Below are 24,757 nucleotides of genomic sequence, written 5' to 3'. Positions count from 1 at the left end.
TTATGCTAATTAGAAGTAAACGTATGTCAATCCTGAAGCTGAGCGTGTGTAATGCCTATATAAACCATCCCAGGCAAAGTTGTAATCACTAACAGTAATAGTTCCGTCACCATTAACAGACTCAACGTACATAACGTGTCCGTAATATCCAATATTCATTACAGCCGCCGAACCAACCTTTGGAGTCGATCCGCTAGAAATACCGTGACGCGCTGCAGTAGATGGCCATTGGTTTGCATTACCCGCACCACCAAAATGCGGAACATATCGTCCAGTGCTGTGAATTTTCCAAGCTACATAACTCACGCACTCACGCGTATACAATCCCCATGGGTCAACATAAGCATCAAGTGGAGCACTTGCCCAAACGCCAGGATAACCACCACCACCAGGTACGCCACCCGGAATGGAGACATTACTACCACCAAGGGCTCGTCGGTTAGCTGCAGCCTGCTCTTCTCGCAACTTAGCCACCTCAGAATTACGCTTCTGAGCCAATGCCGCGTAGTTATTTTGGTCATTCTTCGTATCAGCAATCAATTTTGCTTTTTCAGACTGCTTAGCCGCCATTGCATTGCGCTGCAATTCTTGGTCGCGAAGCGTATTCTCAACAGACTTCTTATTCTCTTCTAGCTTTTTCTGCAAAGCCTTAATTTCTTTAATCTTATCGTTCAATGACGTCTTCAAAGAACTGCGCTGCTCTTGCTTATCGATATAGTCGCTGATATTTTTCGAACTAGCAAGCATCTCTAGCGGCGAAATCTGATCGTCGACATACAAGTCTGCTAAGATACGGCCCATCGCTTTACGATTCTGCTTAATAGACGCTTCATTCTTCTTTATTTGTTCATTAAGATTATTAATCTTCTTTTGACTATCAGAAATCTGCGCCTGAATAGCTGATATCTGTCCGTTTATCTTATCAAGTTCCGCTTGCAAACTATCAGCCATCTCACCCAAGCGCGAAGCCTCGGCATTATAATTATCTGCTTCTTGTTGTTTTGTCTGAATTTCAGCATTATAATCGCGAGCCAATACGTGTGATGCCAAGCCAAAAATGCCCGATCCAGCGAGCAATGCAGACATCGCCACCAGAGACGCTCTGCTGACCAATGATGCCGAAACTGGTGTGGTGGACCGTAGTTTCATACGTCTATGTTAGCATAAGCATAATCAGTATGTCAAGGACTTTTTACAGCTTTATTTTACAGCTTTAGATACTTACGAGTTGCCACCCAAGATGACGCCACGCCAATTGATGCGCCGACTAAGATCATGCCCAAGAAAACTAGCACCCCATAAACCATCAGATGACTCAAAAGATTATCAATGGGAATGCCATATTTTACCATCGGATCATGGGCAAAAAACAGCAAGCTATACCCGGCTATTGTCGCAATGATTGCCGCGATAAATCCATACATTATGGCCTCAACGATAAACGGACCTCTGATGAAGCTGCGTTCCGCGCCAATCAACTTCATCATCTCAATCTCGTCCTTGCGGTTAAAAATTGCCATGCGAATAGTATTAAAGACCACAAGCGAAGAAATTACCACGAAAACAACCGTAGCAATCGAACCACCGATACTCGCCAATCTCACCCAATTACCAACCGTTTTAATAGCTTGCTGGCGCTCACCTGAGAATGACGGCTCCCTACGAGGGTCTTTATATTTTTTGTACAGATCATCGGTTTTAACAAAATTATTTAAGGATTGCTGATTATTCAGTTCTTTCACAGAAACACGAAGCGTCGCCGACATCTCATTACTAGACTCGCGAATCGCCTCAAGCGTGTCTGGATTGTCCTTATATTGTTCAGCTTGCTTTTCACGCGCTTCTTCCGCGGAAATATACTTAACACTATCGACATTATCTAATTTTTCAATTCGAGATTTAATCGTTTTAATCGTTTTTTCTGGCGTGTCGCCCTTCAAGTAAATTGACATATCGGCATGCTTAGAGACATTCGAGACGGTGTCAACTAGAACTTGACGCGCTGATAATGTCACAAACACGATAATCAGCGTAACACTCATCACTGCAGTTGCAGCAATTGTCAGCCAGGCATTACGGCTAAAGTTATTGATACCATATCGGCACATTCTGACAAACGTCAACCAACCTCGTCGACGCTGACGTATACGGATAGTTTCTTTGCTTTTGTTTGACTTATTAGATGATTTCATTACTGCTTATAACTCCCCCTCGCCTGATCAGAGGTGATTTTACCATGATCAATTGTAATAACGCGCCGCTTCAATTTATTAACAATCTCCACGTTGTGAGTCGTCAAAATAACCGTCGTACCATACTTGTTAATTTTTTCTAGCAAGCGAACAATGTCCCAACTGTGCTTCGGGTCCAAGTTTCCAGTCGGCTCATCTGCAATCAGGATCTTCGGCTGACGTACCACCGCCCGCGCAATTGCTACACGCTGACGCTCGCCGCCAGAAAGCTGATGAGGAAAATGCTTTTCCTTCCCCTTAAGACCAACCAGTTCGATCACCTTCGGTACAGTTGCCTTAATTTCCCGATTTGTCATTCCAGCAATTTCCAACGCAAACGCCACATTTTCAAACACCGTTCGATTCGGAAGCAACTTAAAATCCTGAAAAACCACGCCAATTTTACGACGCAACAGCGGAATATGCTTGTCCTTCAAATTGTCATAATCAATTCCGCCAACCACAATTTTTCCAGAGCTCGGCTTTTCTTCCCTGGTCAAAAGCTTCAAAAGAGTCGATTTGCCAGCACCCGACGTACCAACAATAATCACAAACTCACCAGCGCCAACATGAATGCTTGCTCGGTTCAGTGCCGGCTTGTTACTTTTACCGTAGTTCTTCGTTACCCTATCTAACAGAATCATTAATAGTATTATACCATAAGCTAAATATTTTTAGAATTAGCATTTTGTTCTAAATACGCCGTGATAAATTCGTCAATATCGCCATCTAAAATGCCTTGAGTGTTGCGGTTTTCATGCTTTGTGCGCGTATCTTTAACTAGAGTATATGGATGCAAGACGTAATTTCTAATTTGACTACCCCAATTTGCCGATTCGCCAGCCCTAAGGTCAGACAAAGTTTCGGCGTGTTGCTCTAATTTCATCGCTAACAATTTTGACCGAAGAATCTTCAACGCCGTTTCTTTATTCTGAATTTGCGAGCGCTCATTCTGAATAGCCACCGTAATTCCCGTCGGCTCATGCGTCACTCGAACCGCCGAATCCGTCGTATTTACACCTTGACCGCCCTTGCCGCCCGAACGATAGACGTCAATTCTTAAATCACTCGGATCAATTGATATTTCATCGGGCGCGTCAATTTTTGGCAAAACCTCGACAAGCGCAAAACTAGTCTGCCGCAAATTGTCCGCATTAAACGGACTTAATCGCACCAAACGATGCACGCCATTTTCCGACCGCAATTTTCCATAAGCAAAAGATCCAGAAATCTCCAAAACGACCGTTTTAATTCCAGCGTCATCATTTGTCGAGCGTTCCAGCGTATCAACCTTCATTCCAGACTTTTCCGCCCAGCGCAAATACATTCGCTCCAACATCGCCGCAAAATCCTGCGCATCCAGCCCGCCCACGCCAGCGGAAATGCGCATAATTGCCGAGCGATTGTCATATTCGCCAGAGAATAACAAATCGGTTTTATGCCTATCAAAACTCTTTTCAATCGCCGCAACTTGTGCCTGGAATTCCGGCAATAAATCGTCATCGCCAAGCTCCATCAGCTCCACCATATCACCAACCTGCACCGTCAAAGTCCGCCAAGGCTCGACGGTCTGACGAAGACTGGCGGCTTGTTTCGTTAATTCTTGGGCGTAATCAGGATTATTCCAAATTTCCGGCTGGTTCAATTGATCGTCCAGCTCCGCCAATTTCTGCTCCAACTCAGAAAACTTAAGCGCTTTTTTAGCCTGTTCAATTTCTTTTTCTAATTCACCAATTTTCTTTTTTAGCGGTTGCATATATTTTATTGTACCATTTTTCAGCTCTCAATTCTCTGTTAAAATAAAAAGATGGATAAAGATATTGAGAAAATTCTATTTACAAACGAAGAAATAAAAACGGCAGTTCAAAAACTTGGGAAAAAATTGACCGAGGATTATCACGATAAAAATCCTGTTGTCGTGGGTATTTTACGCGGCGCAGCGCCGTTTATGATCGACTTGATACAAGCGATGGATTGCTATATGGAAATTGACTTCATGGCGGTTTCCAGCTACGGTGACGACACAAAATCTTCTGGATCTGTAAAAATCATCAAAGATTTGGATACCGACGTGACTGATAGGCATGTGTTGATAGTTGAGGACATAATTGACAGTGGTCGAACCGCCCAGGCGCTAAGAGAATTATTTGCCGCAAAAAATGCTGCGTCGGCAAAAATATGCTCGCTATTAGATAAACCAGCGCGGCGCGAAGTTGACGCAAAAGCCGATTATGTTGGTATCGATACGCCGAATGAATTCGTCGTTGGCTATGGTCTGGATTTTCGCCAGCAATATCGCAACTTGCCATACATCGGCATCCTAAAACCAGAAGTCTATCAAGATTAAAGCTCTTCTACGGCGGCAACAAATTGCTCGCCACGATCAGAATAACTCTTAAACATATCAAAACTGGCGGCCGCCGGGCTAAGAATTACCACGTCGCCAAATTGCGCTTTATTTTTAGCTAATTTAGCAACCTCTTTCATTTCTGCCATATTCAACTGGATAATTTCGCAATCAATTTTTTCTTCCCTTAAGACTTCCCTAATTTCATCAGAGTTAGCGCCATTGATAATTATCAGTCGTACGTTTTGTCTGGCAATTTCTTGTGCCAATTCTGAATAGTCGGCACCTTTATCCGAGCCACCCAAAATTAAAATCTTCGGCTCCGCAAAAGCTTTTAATGCCGCAATCGCGCTACCTGGCGTAGTTGAAATGCTATCATCGTAATATTTCACGCCGTATTTTTCAGCAACAAACTTCAATCGATGTGGTAGCCCCGTAAACTCGCTAAGCCCCTTCTTTATCTCATCATCCAACACGTTCGGCAAAATCGATTTCACCGCCGCTATCGCCGCGCACGCATTGTCAATATTATGTTTCCCCGGCAAGCGAATCGCAGAAGTTATATCGTCCGAAAGAATAAATGGATATTCCTTTTTTTGTGCCGAACTCGTATCTGCAATCGACGAACTAAACTCATTTTGAGAATTATAGACAACATAATCGTCAGCGGTTTGAGACTTAGTAATATTCGCTTTTGCCGCCAAATAATCATTAAAATCAGCGTGGATATTCAAGTGGTCAGGTTCAATCATCAGCACCACGGCAACGTGCGGAGATTTCTGCAAATCCCACAATTGAAAACTGGACAATTCATAAACAACAATGTCATTTTTCTCAATTTTTGGCAAAATATCTAAAGCTGGCACGCCGATATTTCCCACCAAATGAACGGTTTTACCTGCCGCGCGCAAAATCGACGAGATAAAACTACACGTCGTCCCCTTGCCTTTTGTGCCAGTCACGCCAATTATAGTCGCTGGGCAATTGGCAAAAAATTCATTAGTAGATGACCAAATTTGACCGCTAGTATTTATCTTTTTTGGCGGAAGACTCGGAGATCTAATGATTAAATCTGCATCCTCCAGCCCCGAAAATCCCGTCTGATAAGCCACATTTTCCGACAAATTATCTACTTTTTCACGCTCGTCCGCCACTAAAAAATCAGCTTCCGGAAACTTCTCTCGAAAATAACGCAAATTAGATTGACCTTCAACACCAAAACCAGCAATGACAATTTTCATAACCTGATTATATCACGGGCAATTTACGATTACACCCTAGAATAGCTTGTCGAGCTTATCGTACAGCTTTGTTAATAGCTCTTTTTCTTCCGAAGTAACTGCTGCCAACGTCCATGTGTTAGATGCAAAAAATTGACGAGCCGTTTCAATCAACTGATCAGGAGTTACCGCCAAAATAGAATCTGGAACAGCGGCATAATCTCTCACAAAATCATCAGCAAAATATCGTCCTATGTAGAAATTGCTTACTTGCCCAACAGTTTGAGCACCCATTTGATAACGACCCAACGAATACGACTTCACACTCTCCAAATCTTCTTCAGAAATAGATCCAGCCAAAACCTTCTTCAACTCTCTCACGATAATATCAAAGAGCTTTTCTGCGGTTTCGACATTTACTTGTCCGCCAAAATCCCAAGCCGAATCATAAAAACCAATCGATGTATCGCTAAAAATACTATACGCCAAGCCTTTTTTACGAGCCGAACCAAAAATCCTTGAGCTCATCGTGCCAGTTAAAATATGATTCAATGCATTCATGGCAGTAACTTCTTCATCGCTTAGTTCACGTGGAATCATCATCGACCAGCCAAATGTCAAATTCGTCGCCTCTTTTCGTCTAACTAAAACCGGATTAGCCCTGCGTGGTTCATCGCGCGGAATGACAAATCGTTCGCCAGCCTCTAATTGCCAACCCTCAAGATGTTCTTTAATAGCCGCTTTTCGTCCAGCCATTTTTCCAGCTACCACAAACCGCATATTCTTCAAGGTATGCGTTCGCTTGTGATGATTTTTAATATCCTTTAGTTCAATATTAGCAATTGTTTTTAAGCGCTGATTATACGTCAAAATATCTTCACCCAGCGCCTGCTGAATGCGTGGCCACATCACGCGGTTGTGATTATTGAGATAACCAGTTAATTCAGAGCGAACATTACCCTTTTCTGCCTCAAGCTCATCGGCGTTGAATCGTGGCGTTGTAATAGCCAGCCTCTGAAGCTCCAAAATCCTATCCCATTCAAAATCCGCACAAATAGCTTCATAAACCATTGAATAGTCAGAAGTGTAAGCATTGTGATAAGCGCCATTCTTGGTAAATTCCTGCTCATAATTATGCTCCGAACGGAACTTTTCGTTCGCACCAAACGCCATATGCTCCATAATATGAGCCGTTTCGTAAATATCTTTGTTCAGGACGTAGCGATTACCAGCCCTAAATTGCACCTGAAAACTCATTACTGTAGCGTCTGGAACGTCAATCAATAAGCCGCGTGCACCATTCTTCAGCCTAATTTCCTCAACCGTATGTTTCATTGCCTGATTCTCTGATTATTTACGATTTTTCTTACGATTCTGTCGCTGAGCCTTCTTCTTCTTTCGAGCTTGATTTTTCGCGCGATTTGATTCCGCACTAGTCTTACCCTTTTTCACAGAAAAATCATCGTCACGATTTTCTTCACCCGAACCAATTTCATTTACGCCACGCTCAACGGCATTTTCAGCCAACCTAGTTAGCTCAGTATCATATTCATCATCTTGAGATTGACGAACCACCGCATCGGCTTTATGAATATTAAATATTGTCGTCAAGACTTCATCGCGAAGATTAGCCTGCAAACTTTCAAACAATTTCTGAGATTCTGATCGATATTCCACTAAAGGATCTCGTTGCCCAACACTACGCCAGTGAATACCTTCACGCAGATGCTGCATATTCTCCAAATGCTGCATCCACAGAGTATCTAGAACAGCCATATAGACTTCGCGCTCAACTCCACGCAAATCATCAGCACCAATTTCAGACTCTTTCTCTGCATAGGCTTCCTCAACCAACTTCAACGCCTTCTCATAGCGCAAATGATCTTTCTTTTCCTTGCCAACCTTTTCAATTTTTTCCTTATCAACTGGGAAAATAACTGAGAAATCCTCGACAAACTTTGGATTATTCTTTGATGGAAGAGTTGTCAATTCGTGAACTTTAGCTCGCAATAATCGCTCAATTTCTGGCTTAATATTGTCGCCTTCCAAAATTCTACGTCGCATAACATAAACGACGCGGCGATGACGATTAATTACATTGTCGTATTGAACAACATTTTTGCGCGTATCAAAATTGTAGCCTTCAACTCGCTTCTGTGCCGCTTCCAATGTTTTCGATACAGCGCGAGTTCTGATTGGTGTATCGTCATCAACACCCAATCTGTCCATCAATGACGCAATTCGCTCGCCCTGGAAAATTCGCATCAAATCATCTTCGGTCGAAACGTAGAACTGAGTCTCGCCTGGATCACCCTGGCGTCCGCCACGACCGCGCAACTGATTGTCAATTCGGCGTGATTCGTGTCGCTCTGAACCGATAACAACCAAGCCACCAAGCTCCTTAACACCCTCGCCAAGCTTAATGTCAGTACCACGACCAGCAATATTCGTAGCCAAAGTAATCGCGCCTTTTTCACCGGCTTTCGCAACAATCGCAGCCTCACGCTCATTGTTCTTGGCGTTCAGAATCTCAAACTTAATGCCTTCTTTTTCCAAATATTTAGCAATTTGCTCGTTCTTTTCAATAGAGCCAGAGCCAACCAAAACAGGACGACCTTGCTTGTGGTAATCCTTAATCGCCTCAGCGACAGCTTTCAGTTTAGCCTTTTCAGTCTTGAAAATCAGATCTTCCTTATCCTCGCGAATAACTGGTTTGTTCGGTGGAATTTGGATAACATCAAGTGAATAAATTTGTTGAAACTCTTCAGCTTCAGTGAACGCCGTACCAGTCATACCGCTCAATTTATTGTACAAACGGAAGTAATTCTGGAAGGAAATTGTCGCCAAGGTCATACTCTCTTCCAGCACAGGAACACCTTCTTTTGCCTCAATGGCCTGATGCAAACCTTCATTGTAGCGGCGACCCTGCATCAGACGACCAGTATGCTCGTCAACAATAATCACTTCGCCATCGTTAGTTACAACATAATCCTTATCGCGCTTGAATAATGTCTGCGCCCTTAACGCTTGGTCCATGTGATAAACGCTACGTACGTGATCTGGGGTGTACAAATTTTTTATTCCCAACAATTTCTGAACTTTTTCAACGCCTTCATCAGTCAAAGCAACACTTCGGCGCTTCTCATCCAAAACGTAATCTTCCGGAACCAACTTCGCAGCGATTTTAGCAAACGTGTAATAATTGTCAGGATTTTCAGCCGCTGGAGCAGAGATAATAAGTGGCGTACGAGCTTCGTCGATCAAAATTGAGTCAACCTCGTCAACGATTGCGAAGTTCAATTCACGCTGCCTGAGCAAATCAACATCGTTAACCATATTGTCGCGCAAATAGTCAAAACCAAACTCGTTATTCGTGCCGTACGTAATGTCCGCAGCATAAGCCTCTTTACGTGAAACCGGACGAAGCTTTCGCATTCGAGGATCGTCGTGATGCTCATTGTCATAATCTTTATCATAAACAAATGACGCCTCATTGATAATCACACCAGTAGTCAAACCTAAGAAATCATACACTTGACCCATCCAACCGGCGTCGCGCTGAGCCAAATAGTCGTTAACCGTCACCACATGAACACCCTTGCCCTCCAGAGCATTCAAGTAAGTCGGCAATGTCGCCACAAGAGTCTTACCTTCACCAGTTTTCATCTCGGCAACGTTGCCCTCATGAAGAACCATACCGCCAATCAACTGCACATCATACGGACGCTCACCAATCACACGCTTAGCAGCTTCCCTTGCTACAGCAAACGCATCTGGCAAAATCGTATCAAGCGTCACATTCTTCTTCGACAAACGCTTTTTCAGCTCATCAGTCTGCGCCCGAAGTTCCTTATCTGACATTTTTTCGTACTTATCATTCAGACCATTAATAACGTCAACTTGCTTACGCAATCGTTTCAAAATCTTCTTCTGTGGATCGCCAAAAATCTTACTCAGCGCTTTTTGTTGTGTAATTGCCATAAACCTTAAAACTCCCTCACTTTCAGGCATTTTCAAAAACTTCTTTTATTATAACTTTTTTCGGGCAATTTGAAAAGAAAAAGCGCCCAGAATCTGAACGCTTTCCTGTCAATTTCATCTATCAATTATTTTCGACCGAAAGTTCGCTTCAGCTTCGCCAAAACCCCACGACTTCCGCCAACATGCGCCAGAACATCGTCTTTATACTTACGAACTTGACCATTCAGCCTAGCTTCAACGATATCCACTGCCGCCAAAACGTTCATGGTTGAATCCTTAGCTACAATTTTCTTATCTGGCACATTGATAATAACTTCAACCTCGTACTTGTTGCCGCCAGGATTGTCAATCTGCCTAATCTTAACATCTGCAGACGCGCTCTTTCGGGCATGGCGTGGCAAATATTTTCCCAACGAACCAATTTTTCGCTCAACATATTTTTTTGTTGTGGCGTTCAGTTCATATTTAACGCCAGTAATTGTAATATCCTTAATCATTTTTCCTCCTACTAACTAATATGCTCTTTATTATATCACGTCACGACCATTCATATATGGACGAAGTACTTCAGGGACAGTCAAAGTTCCATCTGGATTCTGGAAATTCTCCAAAATCACCACCAGCGATCGCGCTAACGACACCGCAGTTCCATTCAACGTATGGACAGATTCAATAGTGCCATTTTCTCGGCGAACTCGAATATTCAGGCCACGAGCTTGATAATCAGTACAATTTGAACAACTCGTCAGCTCACGGTAAGTTTGATCAACTGGCGACCAATATTCAATGTCGTATTTCTTTGCAGCCGGTGCACCCAAATCGCCCGCCGCGATATTAACCACGTGATAAGAAATCCCAATTTGCTGCCAAAGCGCCTCTTCAACGCTAAGAATTTTCTCATGAATCTCTTTAGATTGCTCCGGCAGACAGAACGCGTACATTTCCAACTTATTAAACTGGTGAACTCGGAACAGACCACGCGTGTGCTTGCCGTATGTTCCCGCCTCTTTTCGATAGCAAGGACTATATCCAGCGTATAGCAATGGCAAATCTTTTTCGTCCAAAATTTCGTCCGCATGATAGCCGGTTAATGACATTTCCGCCGTACCAATTAGCGTCAAATCTTCGCCGTCAACTACATATTCGTTACTACCCTCGCCCTTTGGAGTAAAACCCGCACCCTCAGCTGTTCGCAAATTGACCATATGCGGCACGGTCATAAATGTGAAGCCCTGCTTTGTTACGTAATCCAAAGCAAATTGAGTTACGGCATTTTCCAGCAAAGCCAAATCGCCCTTCAAATAATAAAACTTCGCACCAGCCACCTTAGCGCCACGTTCAAAGTCCACCCAGCCGCGACTTACAGCGTAATCCAAGTGGTCCTTCGCACCAGTTTTACAATCGCCATAAACTTTTACCTCAACAGAATCTTCTTCGCCACCCAGAGGCACGTCGTCAAAAGTGATATTCGGGACGTTTTTAAGAATTGCTGCAACTTTTTCCTCGGTCGACTTCAAATAACCCTCACGCTCTGCTAGCTCAACTTTCAATTGCTTACCCTGATCAATTAACTCTTGGTCTGGTCGGCCGTCTTTCATCTTTGCTGAAATAACATTCCGCTGTTCACGTAGCGCTTCAACCTGCTTCTGCAAATCGCGGCGCTCATCGTCTAATTGCAACAACGTAGCAATATCAACTTTGTAGCCTTTATCATTTGCCGACTTTTGTACCAAATCGGCATTTTCCCTGATGAACTTAATGTCTAACATGTCTCAATTATATAACAACATAGACTATATATAAATAAACCCCGCCGGATTTAACAGACGGGGCTTTTTAGATAAGTGTAAATAATTTACTTACATAGCCGTGCCAGGTAACGTTGTTGGCCATGGAACATTGTCGTTTGGCACATACGATACGCTAACAATTGGAGGGAGTGGTGGTGTTGGACTCTGAGCGCCAGGTGTTTCAGCGTTAATCTGTCCACCAGTTTGAACGATCCAAGTCAAGTACGAGTCACCCCGTCGTCCAGCAGAAGGACCTTGCATCTGGTAACCAGGACTCAGCCCATCTGGCAACGAAGCACCACCACCGTTCCAGTTATACGCCCAGCCCGTAAGAGCTGCGTACAGATAAACAGTATTGTTAATTCGTCGAACCTTAACCACGCTAGCTTTCATGGATGCTGAGAGAATTTGAGGAACACTTCTCCAGCCAGTATCGCCGTATACAACCCTCCAGCCTGTTTTATCACTACCACGAGTTTTAATCCAGCGAATGGCACCGTTTGTAGCAGCTGTATCAGTATAGTATGTACCAACACCAGCCTTAACATTACCCTCAGGCATACCAGTTCCGCGAATTTCGTACGTATCTTTCCACTCAACGTCACAGTCATCATCAGTTTTCTTACCGAGTACTTGATTTATTTTACCACCCGCAGGAAAGTTCTTACCTGTAAATTGCAAACCTAGGTTACTTGTACCATTTCCGGTAATAGTCAATCCAGTTGAGCAAGGCTGAGTGCTATTGGTTACAGAAATTGTAGCATTTCGGCCAGCTGCCCCTGTAGCACCAGTCGCACCGGTAGCTCCCATGGCTCCAGTTGCCCCAGCGGGACCCGCCGCACCAGTGTCGCCTTTATCGCCTTTTTGGCCATCTCTACCATTCTGACCATGAAGACCGTTCTTACCATTAATACCGTCTCGCCCATCTTTACCATTCTGACCATTAAGACCGTCCTTGCCGTCTCTACCGTCTCGGCCGTCCTTACCCTTTAAGTCTGAGTAGGCTATGATATTTTTCCATTCAGATTCCCCGGTATATCGCCACTGGATGTATAAAGAGCCTTTTTGGACTTCAATACTACGACCGTCTTTACCACGGAGCTCATCAAGAGATATGATTTTCTTCCAATCGCCGCCTGAATATTGATACTGAATCTCGCCTGAGTCCTGACGAACAGATATAGAATCTATGTCAAAACCGCCACGTGGCATCATCTTACAAAAGATAAAAAATAGTAGCAATATTAATATTATTGTTATAGCGAACAGGCTCAAGACAAATGCCTTTGATGCCGGCTTTCTTGTGTTTTCTCGCTCCACTATAATTCACTCCCTTAAATTTTAGTTATATTGATTATGCTTTTATTTTACATGTAGTCGAATCAAAAATCAATCATACTTAAACGTGAGAAATCACTCCCGCGCCAAGCATAACCAATAACACCAAACCTAATGCAAATCGATAAATTATGAATGGGCGAAAATTATTACTCTGAATAAACTTCAATAGCCACGAAACAGCTAAATATCCCACACCGAATGAGATTACCGTGGCGATTATGGTTGAAGTCCAGCCAACGCCACCAGAAATGTGTTTATATTTGGTAACAACTTCCAATAGTCCTGCTGCGAACAGCGCTGGAATACCCAAGAAGAAACTTAACTTCGTAACCGACACGCGGTCAAATCCACGGAATAAACCGACTGAAATCGTTGCGCCAGAACGGCTAACTCCTGGAATGAGCGATAAGCACTGCCCCGCGCCAATAGCCAGAGTATCTTTCCAGCTCGTCTCAGTTTCGCCACGCTTGTTATTTACCGCACGATTGTCAGCCAGCCACATAACAACGCTCCAGCCAATAAGCCCGAATGCCACAAACCACAAACTGCGCAGAACCGTTTCTACTTCATGCTTGAATAATAATCCGACAATCGCAATAGGAATTGAGCCAATAATAATCGCCCAACCATATTTATAATCAAACTTTCGACGCGCTCGCTTCCACCATAAACCGCGCCACCAAGCCTGCAGGATTCGCCAAATGTCGCTCCAGAAATAAATCACCGCCGCCAGAATTGCTCCGATCTGGATTATCGCCGTAAAAGCCACGACGCTCGGATCGTCAATTCGCATTCCCATCATTTTCTCGGCAATCGTCAAATGCCCAGTCGAAGAAATCGGTAAGAATTCCGTAATTCCCTCAATTACGCCGAGAATAATTGCTTGCCACCAAGCCACGATTAAAAATTACCTTTCATCCTTCAAGTGTAGCATTAGCAGTAAAATCATTCAAATGTGCAAGCTTAAGATTCGGCATTTTCCAATAAAGCCAAATCGCCCTTCAAATAATAAAACTTCGCACCAGCCACCTTAGCGCCACGCTCAAAGTCCACCCAGCCGCGACTTACGGCGTAATCCAAATGGTCTTTTGCGCCATAAATAAACCCCGCCGGATTTAACAGACGGAGCTTATTGTTAGCTAGGCGCAAACAACCTACTTAATATGTAGCTGTACCCGGTAACCCTGTTGGCCATGGAACATTCGAGTCGTCTGCTAAATAAGAAACCGTCAAAGTCACTGGAAATGCTGGTGGGGTTGGTTGAGGATTCACTCCGTAAGCATTAATAGTTCCATTAGTCGTCACAATTAATTGTATGTCTGAATCTCCTTCTAACCCTGGTATATAATATCGAATTTGAGATCTAGGCCTAAATCCATCAGGTAGAGGTGTTCCACCCCTATTCCATTCATATGCCCATTCTGTAATAGTAGCCTGAAGATAAACAGTCTGATTAATTCGCCTAATCTTTACCGAGCTAGCTTTCATAGATGGGGATAGAATCTGAGGAACGCTCATCCAGCCAGTGTCACCATACAACACTTTCCAGCCATTATTAGAATTAGCGTCAGTTTTAGTCCATCTTACAGCCCCCTGAGACTTACTGGTATCAACGTAGCGCACACCCATGGTAGCAGTAACTTTTCCTACAGGTGAACCTGAACCCCTAATCTCGTACGAGTCCTTCCACTCTACATCACAGTCATTATCTGATTTCTTAGCTAAAATCTGATCAATTTTACCACCCGACGGGAGATTGCTTCCAGTAAATTTCAGCCCCAAATTATTCGTGCCATTACCAGTTACAGTCAACCCAGTCGAACAAGGCTGCGTACTATTAGTTACAGAAATAGTAGCATTTTGGCTAGCCGCTCCTGTAGCACCATTAGCTCCGTTTCGACCATCTTTACCATCTTTACCGTTCTGGCCGTTAATACCGTCTCGGCCATCCTTGCCCTTTAAGTCTGAGTAGGCTATGATATTTTTCCATTCAGATTCCCCGGTATATCGCCACTGGATGTACAGGGAGTTCTTCTGAATCTCAATTTCGCGACTATCAGTTTTACTAGATTCTTTCTTGTTATCTTCCTTATTAGTGCTGTTATCCTTATTTTTCAAATCCTCAAGCGAAACTATTTTCTGCCAATTACCATCAGCATATTTATATTGAATCTCGCCCGAATCCTGACGAATAGAAACTGCATTCGGATCAATTACTCCACGTGGTGAAATCTTAATAAAAAACAATAATATTATGAGTATTATTGTGATCACAAAAAAACTTAGCACGAAAGCTTTTGACGCAGGCTTTCTTGTGTTTTCTCGCTCCACTATAATTCACTCCCCTTAGATTTTAGTTATATTGATTATGCTTTTATTCTACATGTAGCAATATGAAAAATCAATCATATCTAAACGTGAGAAATCACACCAAAGCTAAGCAGCATCAACAACACTAAGCCACGCTTAAAAATTACCTTTCATCCTTCAAGTGTAGCATTAGCGGTAAAATCATTCAAATGTGCAAGCTTAAGATTCGGAATTTTCTGCTTCAATCGAATTTTGATAAAACAAACCGCTAACATTCACGCCCGCAGGAGCATAAATTTTCAAGCCAGTTATCGGCTTATAAAAATTCAAGCAACCGTCAAAGAATATCGCGTTACACTTTTTAGAAACGGACAGCACGATTTTATCGCCATCACGGCGCACGTTAATTTCTGGCTTATTCGCCTTTGGTAAATCCACAAACTCCGCTTCCACCTTAAATTTGTCAGAATTTATTCGCGAAACATTCCCCACTGGCATATCGATAAAAATTGAATTAGCGTTTGTCGTATCTGGAATATCGATATTCACTTTCTTCGTGAGTTGCTGCGATTCACGTGCATATTCCAAGCCAGCGTGAGCGCTAAATATTGCAGCGCTTGCCAAACTCATAAAAACAACGGACGCCGACACGATCATTGCAATCACAGATATTCGATTGACCCTCCAGGCGAATATGCTATGCGTTGCAATTGCGCCAAATATCACCGCCGCGATTCCGCCAATTGCCAAGGAAGTCCATACTCCCCACGCCCACATTTGCATACCCAAACCACCGAACATATCAACCACAGAAACGCCGAGCGCTCCGCCAACAATCAGCCCAAACAGCACCGCTAGCGTCGTAAGTAGCACCATAACACCGACAAAATATTGGAAAAATTTCGCAATTGGAGTTTTTCCGACAGACGTAATTGAACTTCCATCAGCGGAAGCTTCCTTAAGTGCAGCCAAAGTTACTGGCTTCCCGCGCATTCGTAATTTGTCCGACGCGGTTTTTGCTGGTGGCATTGACACCCACATCGCGAGGTAAACCAGCACCATTGTACCGAATGTCACGAACGGCGAGATAATTGCAATCAGTCGCACCCACAACGGATTGATATTAAAGTATGCCGCGATTCCCGCGCACACGCCGCCAATGACAGCCCCGTCCGTGTCGCGCATCAATTGCTTTTCTGGCTTCTCGTTATTATCCGTCAATTCATCAGTTGAATCCTCGCTATCATCCGAAAAATCGCGCGGTTCGCCCATTTGAGTTTTAATCGCCAAAACGTCATCGTCGCTAATAATACCCTCTTTCATCACGCCACGCTCGACTAAAATCTCAACCATTCGTGCCTCAATTTCCTTCATCGCTTCCGCGTCGGCGTGCATATTTTTCTGAATCGAATTAAGATATTTTTCTAGCGATTTCTTAGCGTCAATTTCCACACTAAACGCCGTTTTTGCCAGATGAATCCTGGTTATTTCCTTCATTATTTTATTCCTTTCTCTAAGTTGTCAAGCGAATTATTTAACATATTTATGCGATCTTTAAGTTCATGAATCAACTGATCGCCGTGATTTGTCAATGAATAATATTTTCGCGGCGGACCTTGCTCGCTTTCCTGCCATTCGTGCTGCAAATATCCGTCCTTCTGCAGCCTATTCAATAGCGGATAAATCGTACCTTCGACCACCGTTAAATCCGAATCGTTCAATTGCTTAACGATGTCGCCAGCGTACTGCGCTTTATTAGAACAAACCAGTAAAACGCAGTAAACCAAAAATCCTTTTCGCAGTTGGACCGCTAAGCTTTCCGCATAGCTATCAACGTCCACTTTTACCTTCTTGCGGCATATTAGACCCCTTAACCATGCCGTCTTTGATCAGAATTTGATAATCGCATTTTTTAGCCAAATCAACGTCGTGTGTCACGATAATCAGAGTTGTGCCTTCTTGCTTGTTGTAATTGAATAGCAATTCTTCCACCTTCGCGCCAGTTTCGCTATCCAAATTTCCCGTAGGTTCGTCTGCAAAAATGATCTGCGGGTTTCCGACAATCGCCCGCGCAATCGCCAAACGCTGCTTCTGACCGCCCGACAAATCCTTTGCACGATTCTTGCGTTTCTCATACAAGTCCACCGCCTTCAGCGCCTCATTAATCTTGCTTTCTCTCAAACTTCTTGGCATTTTCACAATTTCCAGCGGCAAACTCACATTATCCGCCACGCTTTCATTACCCTGGACAAAGAAACTCTGAAAAATAAAACCTATTTTTCTCGCACGAAACTCGTCAACTTGCTTTTGTTTCAATTTCAAAATGTCTTGACCGTCAATAATCACTTGGCCTTGCTGCGGTCGATCCAAGCCAGAAATTGCGTGCATCAGCGTCGATTTTCCCGAACCAGATTTTCCCAAAATCGCCACGCTCACACCAGTCGGAATTTGCAGACTCACATCATTTAGCGCCACAAATTGATTCTTCTTTTTGCCGTAAATTTTCGTCACATTTTTAAGCTCAATCATAACAACTCTCCTATTCCGTCCTTAACGCTTCAATTGGATCTAATTTTGTTGCCTTGCGGCTCGGTAGCCAGCCAGAAAGTACCGCCATAATCATCAGCCCGATTATCAAAAGTCCCATTTGCAGAGGATTAATGACTAATAAATTCGTGCCTTGTTCCAACTTTAGAAAACTAGCAATCATAGGATTAAATAGCGACATCAAACTTGCTAATCCAACACCAATTAAGCCGCCAAGAAGTCCAACCCACGCCGCTTCATACCTGAACATTTTACCGATATCGCGACCTCGCATACCCAAAGCTTTCATCAACCCAATCTGACTAGTTCGCTCCAAGACCGAAATATACATCGTATTAACAATTCCAAAAACACTCGCCAAAAGCGCCAAACCACCAAACCCAATCAGCGCCATTTGAGCCATATTCACAAAAGTAATCATAGCCTTGCGTACATCCTGAACCGAATACGCCATATAGTCCTTACCAAGCTCACTCTTCACCGCCTCAACATTTTTCTCGTCATCAACAAACGCAATTACATAAGAGTAATAATTAGACAAACCTTTGGGATGGCTAAATTCGTAAATCTCCTTAGCATCGTCCACAGAAACGCGCACAGCCGGCTGGTAAAACAGGATCGTGTCCGAAGGTTTATCGACTGCTGCAATTTTCAGAGATATCTCTTTATCGGCATTCTTACTAAATCCCGCTCCACTTCGCAGCCCTAAAGTAATCGTTTGACCAATTGCCGATTTTGCATCACTAAATCCCATTTTTTTCACATAAGATTCTGGAATAACGACCTCGCCCTTTTTCGGCATAAAATCATCCAAATCACCGGCCGCAAGTTCCATTCGGGTTTTATCAAACTTCACAGCTACGCTAGGCACGAATTTTTTGTCACTCGCAGAACTTTTGGCATATAAAACTCCATGCATAGAGTAAGCTGGCATCACTTTTTCTACGTGCGGAATCTTCTGTAATTTTTCTATATCGTCATCAGTCATCGAATATTTACTTATTGACTTAGACTCGTCTTTTTCTTTGTCTCCTGAGTCATCATATTCAGAAAGATTACTATCAGGTCCTGACGAGGTCACTTTTTTATAGACCGAAACAGATTTTTTATCACCAGCCGCGTCAACCATACTGTTCGTATACAGCCGACCACCTTCTCCAGCCATCAGCGCCAGACCAATCGTAAACGCTCCAACTGAAATCGCCAACGCGGTTAAAATTGTGCGACCTTTTGATTGTCCCAAATTTCGACCGGCGCGTTTAATAATGTCAATTCTTTTCACATTAAGCTCCTCGTTGATTTACTATACATAGTACTATGTTATACAAGGTACATTAAATAGTCAAGATATTTTTAGGACAACATTTGAAAGATCATAGATTTTACCCGATTAAGGTGTGCTATTTTCGACGTTTAGCCCTAACCACCCTACCCAAGCCATTGAGCGCGCGCTTATAAAAAGGAATGAAAGAATTGTCGTCATTTACACCACTCTGAATCTCGCGACTACCCGCAATAACCCCATCTTCCTCTATCGACTCATTATCCACCAAACCAGCCATATATCTAGCGGCATCAAAAAACGTCGGATCTCCCCAAATCTTGACTTCTCCATTATATCCGTAATCAATTACTGCAGAGATGACTTGCTCGTCATCATTATTGTAAAATTCATCATTAATTCCATCGCCATACTCAACATCAAAACGTCCGCTATAAAATCGACAATCGGCGATAATGCCACGATACAAATCACCTTGATCATTTCTCTGCCATACACTCATCAATACCACCAGATTGGGCGTAGACAGATTGGCTTCCTCAAGCAGCTTAACAGACTGTCCTTTACTGATAATTAGACGACCATTTCCCTCTGCTCTAGACTCATCAATATACATCACATCCTGCGGCGATACGTCTGGATAAGTATCGAGTGTATATAGCACTTCGGGAGACATTGTCTCGGCTGTAACTTGCCGCAATCTATTAGGTATTCCATCATATTCTTCAAACATTTTATAACCTCCTCGATTTAGCCCTATTCCTCATCATACTCATCTTCAATCTCTTGATCCAAAATCTCTTCAATCACATCTTCCAGCGTAATAATTCCCAGCTCCGTCTCATCATCCATCACCACAAACAAATGATTTCGCGTTTGAATGAATCGGCTTAAGACCGTATCCAGACGTGACCTCTTGTCAATATCGTAAATTTTATCGCGGTACAATTGGCTAATTGGCAACGGCAAATCTCGTCCAACGATATCCTTCACGTATAAAACTCCAACCAATTCCCCATCAGATTGAACCGGAATTCGCGAATGTCCAGCGTGCTTAATCTGAGCTAGTAAAGTCGCGTCCAGCTCGTCATCCAAATCCACGACAAAAACTTCGCTCATCGGCGTAACCAAATCGCCAGCCGTCTTTTTACTAAACTGCAGCGCTCCTGCCGCAATTCGGCTTTCGTCATAATCAACCGGACTATCCGACCTAACGGCGTGCTCATGAATAATCTCCTCCAGCTCCTGATGAGAATATAATTGCGGCGTTTCCTTACCTAACCAACGATTCAATAGCTTTGACATCGGCTGAGCAAGCGGCCAAAATAGCACGTAAATTACATCAAGTAGCCAAAAGAAATATCGCACAAATCGATATCCACGCTGCGAGAAAATCGCCTGCGGCAAAATCTCGCCAAACATCGTGATGAGAAGCGTCGCAATCAGACCGCCAACCACTCCATTCGTCATATTGCCAAGCAAAATTGACATCGCAGTATTCACGCCGACATTGCCAAGCAAAATACAGAAAATTAGATAATAGCCGTCTTTTCGATATCGATACACTCGTGCCGCAATTTTGTCGCCCTGCCTGGCTTTTCGCTTCAAGTCATCAGGTCGCGCCATCATTAAGCCGATATTCAGCCCAGAAAATAATCCAGAAAGCACCAATAAAACAGCCGCCGCCAGCCATAATAAAATATCAGACATAATTACAACCTTTCACCCTTAACAGCAAATGAAACTAGCGTGTCAGAAAATAACTCCAATAAAAAATCCATATCTTTAATTATACCAAATTCTACCAGCCGCCGCCTCCGCCGCCGCCTCCGCCGCCACCAGCGAATCCACCGCCAGACGAACCGCCAGAAGTTGAAGAATAATCACTAGCATGACCAGCCGCCGTCGACAAACCGCTTAGCCCAGACGAAAACGCCACAGCATTGAACATGCCTTGCCCAACGTACCAATCTGGCGCCTCGCCAACTTGCTCGTAATATTTGCCCATTTGCTTGCTCCAATTTTTCTCTTGTCCAAACAACACAGCGTAAGGTAAAACTCTTTCATATAATTTAACAAGTTGTTTTCCGTCGTTCACGTCAACAACTACTTTTTCCGCGCCATCAGGACTTTGTAGAATCTTCAAGCGCTCGACCTCAGCCACGCCGATATACATTTTCAGTCCCTCTAAGTATCGCCTCAAGCTTAGACCCTTATCAGTCAGCGACCAACCTCTAGAAGCGAAGATGAGCATAATTGACATAACAAGGAACATCGGCGACAAAAACAAAATAGCCAACACAAGAACTCGCTTAAACCACCCTCTCATTATTCGTCTTACTTCTGGATTTTGCTCGCATAAACCATATTTCTCTCTGGCTAGCGTCTCCAGATTTTTATCATCGTCACGCGTTCGTGTCATGTATTTTATATTATTTTGAAGATTTTTCAGATTTAGGCGTTGACCTGGTTTTGGAATATATGGACTGTCGAACATATCTTGAATAACTTCAATTTCCTCGGCTTTAAGTTCCTGTAAATCTTTAATAATTTCAATCTCGTATTGCGCACCTCTAAACAGTGAAGATTTTTTAACTTCATAAATTTTAATATAATGCCGAACCGCCAGATCTAATAATTGCGCAACCTTCGGCAAACCTTTGACCTTGAATGGATCGTATTTTTTCAAAATATATGTCGACATCAAAACACTGACATTTTCTGGCGGTAAATACTCCGGTGGAATCGGTTTTAAATCCTTATCTCTGCCAACCAATCGCCTATATCGAATTATTAGAAAAATCACCAAAGGTGTCGCGATTTCACAAGCTAGAATCTGCATCAAATGCCAAATTCCAATCAGCTTCTCCATCAATGTTTCTTGATATCCAGAAAAAGTCCCACTCTTAAATCCAACCGCCACAGTTACACCTTGTCGACGACTCAATTTATCTATTTTTGCAGCAATCCGACCATTATCTTCGCTCAAGTCACATTGCGTCGTCGAACCTCGACTGCCGACATAACAAAAAGCCTTCCCCTGTCTCGCCGCAACCAAAGACTCATCAAGTTTCACAGAAATTTGCACATTTTCCATCGGGACGCGCCATTCATCGCCGATCACATCCCAATAGAATTCATCACGCCCCGTATCGCTATAATTCTTAGTTACATCACGCTGCGTGAACTTAATGATGTAAGTTTTCTTGCCCTCCACGTAAGTATTTTTATTACCAATTCTCAGTTCGTCGTTGTTCCAGGAATATTCAAGCGGCGTACCATTTTCATCAGTTACATATTGCAATGAAAAATTCGTCGAGTGATTATCGTACTTCTTAATAAAAACTGGCGCGATTCCCCGATTTTGGTTCGGCGGAAAATTAGCGGTAATTCGCCAAGTGGTTTCCAATTTTGATCGATTATCAGAGTCGCGACTCAACAAATATTCTGCATCAAATTTTGTGATAGTAAAATTATCCGTCGAGCGCGCCGCAAACGCCATTTTGCCAGACCCAGCCAGCAATAGCCCAACAGTTAGTAGCCCCAAAAGAAAACGTTTCATATTTTAATTATAACAAAACTACAAGTTGACTTGCGGGTATATCGCTCGAGTTGTTTCATCAATTTCGCTCTTAAGCTGTGGGAACGGCACACCTTCACGCGCTGTAACGCCCTCGAAAATCCAAAATACCCTTTCAGAATATCCCCAACCACAAGCCGGCGGCATTCCATATTCCAGCATCTCAACGTAATCAATATCAAGCATCATCGCCTCTTCATCACCAGCGTCACGCATTTGCTGCTGCTCAAGAAAACGATTTAGCTGGTCAATCGGATCATTAAGCTCAGAGAATCCATTGCCTAATTCAGAACCAGCGATCACTGGCTGAAAACGCTCCACCGTCTCTGGATTTTCTGGATTAGTCTTTGATAGCGGGCTAATAAACTTCGGCGTGTTCACCAACCAAACCGGACCAGCAACGTCTTTACGAATATTCTTCCATAATTTATCAATACTGCGTGGGATAGAGTCGGTTTTTTCAACTTCCAAATTATGCTCTTTCAGTTTAGCGGCAACTTCTTCAATTGTCGTGTTATAAACATCAATTCCGTAATGCTTGCGAATAACCTCCGCATAATCCCAAACTTCCCACTCGCCACTCATATCGACGTTGAACTTGCCCAATTGGAATTGCAGAGTACCAAAAGTCTTCTGAAGCACATCTTTATACATCGACTCCATGAAACGCATTCCCTGCTTCCAGTCCCAGTAAGCCGCGTACCACTCCATGGCGATATGCTCTGGCAGATGCTCGTCCGAATAATTTTCATTGCGAAAACGCGGACCGAGATCATAAACTTTTTCAAATCCAGCACCAATCAGTCGCTTTAACGGCAACTCGTGGCTAATTCGCAAATAAAACTGTTGATCACCCAGTGCATCCATATGCGTCACAAATGGGTTCGCGTCCGCACCGCCAGTGGTGTGCTCCAAAACAGGAACATTAATCTCGATGAAACCATGACTATTCAAATAATCTCGCGTTGCTTGCCAAAACTTACTTCGACGAACGAATCGCTCGCGAACTTCAGGATTGACATTCATATCAACATAACGTCGGCGCAAGCGCTCTTCCTTATTCTCTAATTTTTCCGGCATTGGCCTCAACGATTTAGTCAACAATCTAAGTTCGCGTACACCAACAGATTTTTCGCCTGTTTGCGTCGTGGTCATCACGCCCTTCGCCTCAATAAAATCGCCCGTATCTAGCAATTTAAGTTGCTTCATTCCAAGCACACCGCGCGCAGCGTCTAATTCCGCCACGTCATCACGTTGCAAGTAAAGTTGCACATCACCAGATTGATCACGTAATTTAATAAATGCCAATTTACCAAAACTGCGAATAGACGCCACACGACCTGCAACAACAACTTCCTTACCAGCTAGCTCATCATACTTAGACAAAACCTCAGCACAAGTATGAGTTCGTTCTGATTTTGCTGGATATGGTTCAATGCCTAATTGACGTAATGTTTCCAGTTTTCGTAGTCGTTCATTGCGATAATCTTGAAGTGTAGCCATAACAGAGATAATTATAGCACATTATATGCGGCAGATCCCGCTAGGTTTAAGATATCGACTTAATAATGTAGGTAATTTCGGCTTTTGGCGTTTTAATCGTCACTTCGTCACCAATTTTCTTACCAATCAATTCCTTACCAATTGGTGACTGATCTGAGATTCGTCCAGCCAACGGATCGGCTTCAACTGGTCCAACCACCGTGTAAGATACAGTTCTTTCTGGGCACTGCAATTCGACTGTACTGCCCAAGCCAACGCTTGAGTTACCGTTGGATTTAATAATTTCGGCGTTCTGCAAAATATCTTCAATTTCCAAAATTCGTGTTTCCAGCAAGCCTTGCTCTTCGCGCGCAGCGTCGTATTCCGCGTTTTCACTCAAGTCGCCAAAATCTCGCGCTGCTGCAATTTTTTCAGCAATCTCACCGCGTCGCCCCTTCAATTCTGCTAATTCTTTTTCTAAATCAGCCTTCCCAGCTTCTGTAATTTGATAAGTTTTTTTCATAAAAATTTCCTCCTCTACTGTATGTAGTGGTATTAGTCTTACGATCTACACTAAATATAGTGTTTTTAATTAGCCTTGATTAAGTCTATCTGAGTATATCAATCGCTATTTATTATGTCAATA

Annotated in this window: 23 protein-coding genes; 1 reads left to right on the top strand and 22 read right to left on the bottom strand. The window is 43.2% G+C overall.

What is annotated here, in order from left to right; genetic code table 11:
- Window positions 1-9: 9 nt before the first annotated feature.
- The 4 genes from LR957_RS00780 to prfB are packed head-to-tail and all read right to left on the bottom strand — an operon-like array spanning window position 10 to window position 3,987.
- Window positions 10-1,149: a CHAP domain-containing protein gene (locus LR957_RS00780; RefSeq protein ID WP_232273096.1), complete on the bottom strand. Its 1,140-nt coding sequence runs from the start codon at window positions 1,147-1,149 to the stop codon at window positions 10-12.
- Window positions 1,150-1,205: 56 nt separating this feature from the next.
- Complete coding sequence (locus tag LR957_RS00775; RefSeq protein WP_232273095.1) at window positions 1,206-2,192, bottom strand: cell division protein FtsX; 987 nt, start codon at window positions 2,190-2,192, stop codon at window positions 1,206-1,208.
- Entirely contained in the window at window positions 2,192-2,875 is a 684-nt protein-coding gene (gene ftsE / locus LR957_RS00770) for a cell division ATP-binding protein FtsE (RefSeq protein ID WP_129632464.1), read from the bottom strand. Before ftsE ends, LR957_RS00775 begins: the two co-directional genes overlap by 1 nt.
- Window positions 2,876-2,895: 20 nt before the next feature.
- Entirely contained in the window at window positions 2,896-3,987 is a 1,092-nt protein-coding gene (gene prfB / locus LR957_RS00765) for a peptide chain release factor 2 (protein WP_232273094.1), read from the bottom strand.
- Between the two features lie 51 nt (window positions 3,988-4,038).
- Here prfB and hpt point away from each other — a divergent pair, with 51 nt between their 5' ends.
- Window positions 4,039-4,578: a hypoxanthine phosphoribosyltransferase gene (hpt, locus tag LR957_RS00760; protein WP_232273093.1), complete on the top strand. Its 540-nt coding sequence runs from the start codon at window positions 4,039-4,041 to the stop codon at window positions 4,576-4,578.
- Here the strand turns inward: hpt and murD are convergent.
- From murD to greA, 18 genes are all read right to left on the bottom strand, one after another.
- Entirely contained in the window at window positions 4,575-5,819 is a 1,245-nt protein-coding gene (murD, locus tag LR957_RS00755; RefSeq protein WP_232273092.1) for a UDP-N-acetylmuramoyl-L-alanine--D-glutamate ligase, read from the bottom strand. The genes hpt and murD overlap by 4 nt on opposite strands.
- 36 nt (window positions 5,820-5,855) lie before the next feature.
- Window positions 5,856-7,133 carry a M16 family metallopeptidase gene (locus LR957_RS00750; protein WP_232273091.1) on the bottom strand — a complete coding sequence of 426 codons (1,278 nt, stop codon included), beginning with the start codon at window positions 7,131-7,133 and terminating at the stop codon, window positions 5,856-5,858.
- A gap of 15 nt (window positions 7,134-7,148) precedes the next feature.
- Window positions 7,149-9,779, bottom strand: coding sequence for a preprotein translocase subunit SecA (gene secA, locus LR957_RS00745; RefSeq protein ID WP_232273090.1), 2,631 nt, complete (start codon window positions 9,777-9,779; stop codon window positions 7,149-7,151).
- Between the two features lie 125 nt (window positions 9,780-9,904).
- Window positions 9,905-10,276 carry a ribosome hibernation-promoting factor, HPF/YfiA family gene (gene hpf / locus LR957_RS00740; protein ID WP_232273089.1) on the bottom strand — a complete coding sequence of 124 codons (372 nt, stop codon included), beginning with the start codon at window positions 10,274-10,276 and terminating at the stop codon, window positions 9,905-9,907.
- Between the two features lie 30 nt (window positions 10,277-10,306).
- The gene (gene serS, locus LR957_RS00735) at window positions 10,307-11,548 is read right to left on the bottom strand and encodes a serine--tRNA ligase (protein ID WP_232273088.1); all 1,242 of its coding nucleotides are present in this window, start codon (window positions 11,546-11,548) and stop codon (window positions 10,307-10,309) included.
- A 90-nt stretch (window positions 11,549-11,638) separates the two neighbouring features.
- Window positions 11,639-12,784: a hypothetical protein gene (locus LR957_RS00730; RefSeq protein ID WP_232273087.1), complete on the bottom strand. Its 1,146-nt coding sequence runs from the start codon at window positions 12,782-12,784 to the stop codon at window positions 11,639-11,641.
- Window positions 12,785-12,968: 184 nt separating this feature from the next.
- On the bottom strand, window positions 12,969-13,808 hold the full coding sequence (locus LR957_RS00725) for an undecaprenyl-diphosphate phosphatase (protein ID WP_232273086.1): 840 nt from the start codon (window positions 13,806-13,808) through the stop codon (window positions 12,969-12,971).
- 65 nt (window positions 13,809-13,873) lie between these two features.
- Entirely contained in the window at window positions 13,874-14,059 is a 186-nt protein-coding gene (locus tag LR957_RS00720) for a hypothetical protein (protein WP_232273085.1), read from the bottom strand.
- 9 nt (window positions 14,060-14,068) lie between these two features.
- Entirely contained in the window at window positions 14,069-15,157 is a 1,089-nt protein-coding gene (locus LR957_RS00715; protein WP_232273084.1) for a hypothetical protein, read from the bottom strand.
- Window positions 15,158-15,439: 282 nt separating this feature from the next.
- A complete protein-coding gene (locus LR957_RS00710) occupies window positions 15,440-16,717 on the bottom strand; it encodes a PspC domain-containing protein (RefSeq protein WP_232273083.1) in 1,278 nt (425 codons plus the stop codon).
- Window positions 16,717-17,061 carry a PadR family transcriptional regulator gene (locus tag LR957_RS00705; RefSeq protein ID WP_232273082.1) on the bottom strand — a complete coding sequence of 115 codons (345 nt, stop codon included), beginning with the start codon at window positions 17,059-17,061 and terminating at the stop codon, window positions 16,717-16,719. Before LR957_RS00705 ends, LR957_RS00710 begins: the two co-directional genes overlap by 1 nt.
- Window positions 17,051-17,749 (bottom strand): ABC transporter ATP-binding protein, encoded by a 699-nt coding sequence (locus LR957_RS00700; RefSeq protein ID WP_232273081.1) that lies wholly within the window; start codon window positions 17,747-17,749, stop codon window positions 17,051-17,053. The genes LR957_RS00705 and LR957_RS00700 overlap by 11 nt, the downstream gene beginning before the upstream one ends.
- A gap of 10 nt (window positions 17,750-17,759) precedes the next feature.
- Window positions 17,760-19,049 (bottom strand): ABC transporter permease, encoded by a 1,290-nt coding sequence (locus tag LR957_RS00695; protein ID WP_232273080.1) that lies wholly within the window; start codon window positions 19,047-19,049, stop codon window positions 17,760-17,762.
- A gap of 118 nt (window positions 19,050-19,167) precedes the next feature.
- A complete protein-coding gene (locus LR957_RS00690; RefSeq protein WP_232273079.1) occupies window positions 19,168-19,782 on the bottom strand; it encodes a hypothetical protein in 615 nt (204 codons plus the stop codon).
- A gap of 23 nt (window positions 19,783-19,805) precedes the next feature.
- Window positions 19,806-20,759 carry a CNNM domain-containing protein gene (locus tag LR957_RS00685; RefSeq protein ID WP_232273078.1) on the bottom strand — a complete coding sequence of 318 codons (954 nt, stop codon included), beginning with the start codon at window positions 20,757-20,759 and terminating at the stop codon, window positions 19,806-19,808.
- Window positions 20,760-20,850: 91 nt separating this feature from the next.
- The gene (locus LR957_RS00680; RefSeq protein WP_232273077.1) at window positions 20,851-22,611 is read right to left on the bottom strand and encodes a DUF2207 domain-containing protein; all 1,761 of its coding nucleotides are present in this window, start codon (window positions 22,609-22,611) and stop codon (window positions 20,851-20,853) included.
- An 18-nt stretch (window positions 22,612-22,629) separates the two neighbouring features.
- A complete protein-coding gene (locus LR957_RS00675) occupies window positions 22,630-24,132 on the bottom strand; it encodes a lysine--tRNA ligase (protein WP_232273076.1) in 1,503 nt (500 codons plus the stop codon).
- A gap of 46 nt (window positions 24,133-24,178) precedes the next feature.
- A complete protein-coding gene (gene greA, locus LR957_RS00670; RefSeq protein ID WP_232273075.1) occupies window positions 24,179-24,634 on the bottom strand; it encodes a transcription elongation factor GreA in 456 nt (151 codons plus the stop codon).
- Window positions 24,635-24,757 lie beyond the last annotated feature (123 nt).

It is taken from the genome of Candidatus Nanosynbacter sp. HMT-352 (assembly GCF_021222645.1).
In the GTDB taxonomy this organism is placed as follows: domain Bacteria; phylum Patescibacteriota; class Saccharimonadia; order Saccharimonadales; family Saccharimonadaceae; genus Nanosynbacter.
This window is presented reverse-complemented; position numbering and strand designations above follow the sequence as displayed.

Coding starts and splice junctions, on each gene's coding strand:
- LR957_RS00730 (WP_232273087.1), bottom strand. CDS start 12,784: ATGATGCCACGTGGCGGTTTTGACATAGATTCTATATCTGTTCGTCAG.
- LR957_RS00690 (WP_232273079.1), bottom strand. CDS start 19,782: ATGTTTGAAGAATATGATGGAATACCTAATAGATTGCGGCAAGTTACA.
- LR957_RS00775 (WP_232273095.1), bottom strand. CDS start 2,192: ATGAAATCATCTAATAAGTCAAACAAAAGCAAAGAAACTATCCGTATA.
- LR957_RS00750 (WP_232273091.1), bottom strand. CDS start 7,133: ATGAAACATACGGTTGAGGAAATTAGGCTGAAGAATGGTGCACGCGGC.
- hpf (WP_232273089.1), bottom strand. CDS start 10,276: ATGATTAAGGATATTACAATTACTGGCGTTAAATATGAACTGAACGCC.
- murD (WP_232273092.1), bottom strand. CDS start 5,819: ATGAAAATTGTCATTGCTGGTTTTGGTGTTGAAGGTCAATCTAATTTG.
- LR957_RS00700 (WP_232273081.1), bottom strand. CDS start 17,749: ATGATTGAGCTTAAAAATGTGACGAAAATTTACGGCAAAAAGAAGAAT.
- LR957_RS00680 (WP_232273077.1), bottom strand. CDS start 22,611: ATGAAACGTTTTCTTTTGGGGCTACTAACTGTTGGGCTATTGCTGGCT.
- secA (WP_232273090.1), bottom strand. CDS start 9,779: ATGGCAATTACACAACAAAAAGCGCTGAGTAAGATTTTTGGCGATCCA.
- prfB (WP_232273094.1), bottom strand. CDS start 3,987: ATGCAACCGCTAAAAAAGAAAATTGGTGAATTAGAAAAAGAAATTGAA.
- LR957_RS00710 (WP_232273083.1), bottom strand. CDS start 16,717: ATGAAGGAAATAACCAGGATTCATCTGGCAAAAACGGCGTTTAGTGTG.
- LR957_RS00780 (WP_232273096.1), bottom strand. CDS start 1,149: ATGAAACTACGGTCCACCACACCAGTTTCGGCATCATTGGTCAGCAGA.
- LR957_RS00675 (WP_232273076.1), bottom strand. CDS start 24,132: ATGGCTACACTTCAAGATTATCGCAATGAACGACTACGAAAACTGGAA.
- ftsE (WP_129632464.1), bottom strand. CDS start 2,875: ATGATTCTGTTAGATAGGGTAACGAAGAACTACGGTAAAAGTAACAAG.
- greA (WP_232273075.1), bottom strand. CDS start 24,634: ATGAAAAAAACTTATCAAATTACAGAAGCTGGGAAGGCTGATTTAGAA.
- LR957_RS00685 (WP_232273078.1), bottom strand. CDS start 20,759: ATGTCTGATATTTTATTATGGCTGGCGGCGGCTGTTTTATTGGTGCTT.
- serS (WP_232273088.1), bottom strand. CDS start 11,548: ATGTTAGACATTAAGTTCATCAGGGAAAATGCCGATTTGGTACAAAAG.
- hpt (WP_232273093.1), top strand. CDS start 4,039: ATGGATAAAGATATTGAGAAAATTCTATTTACAAACGAAGAAATAAAA.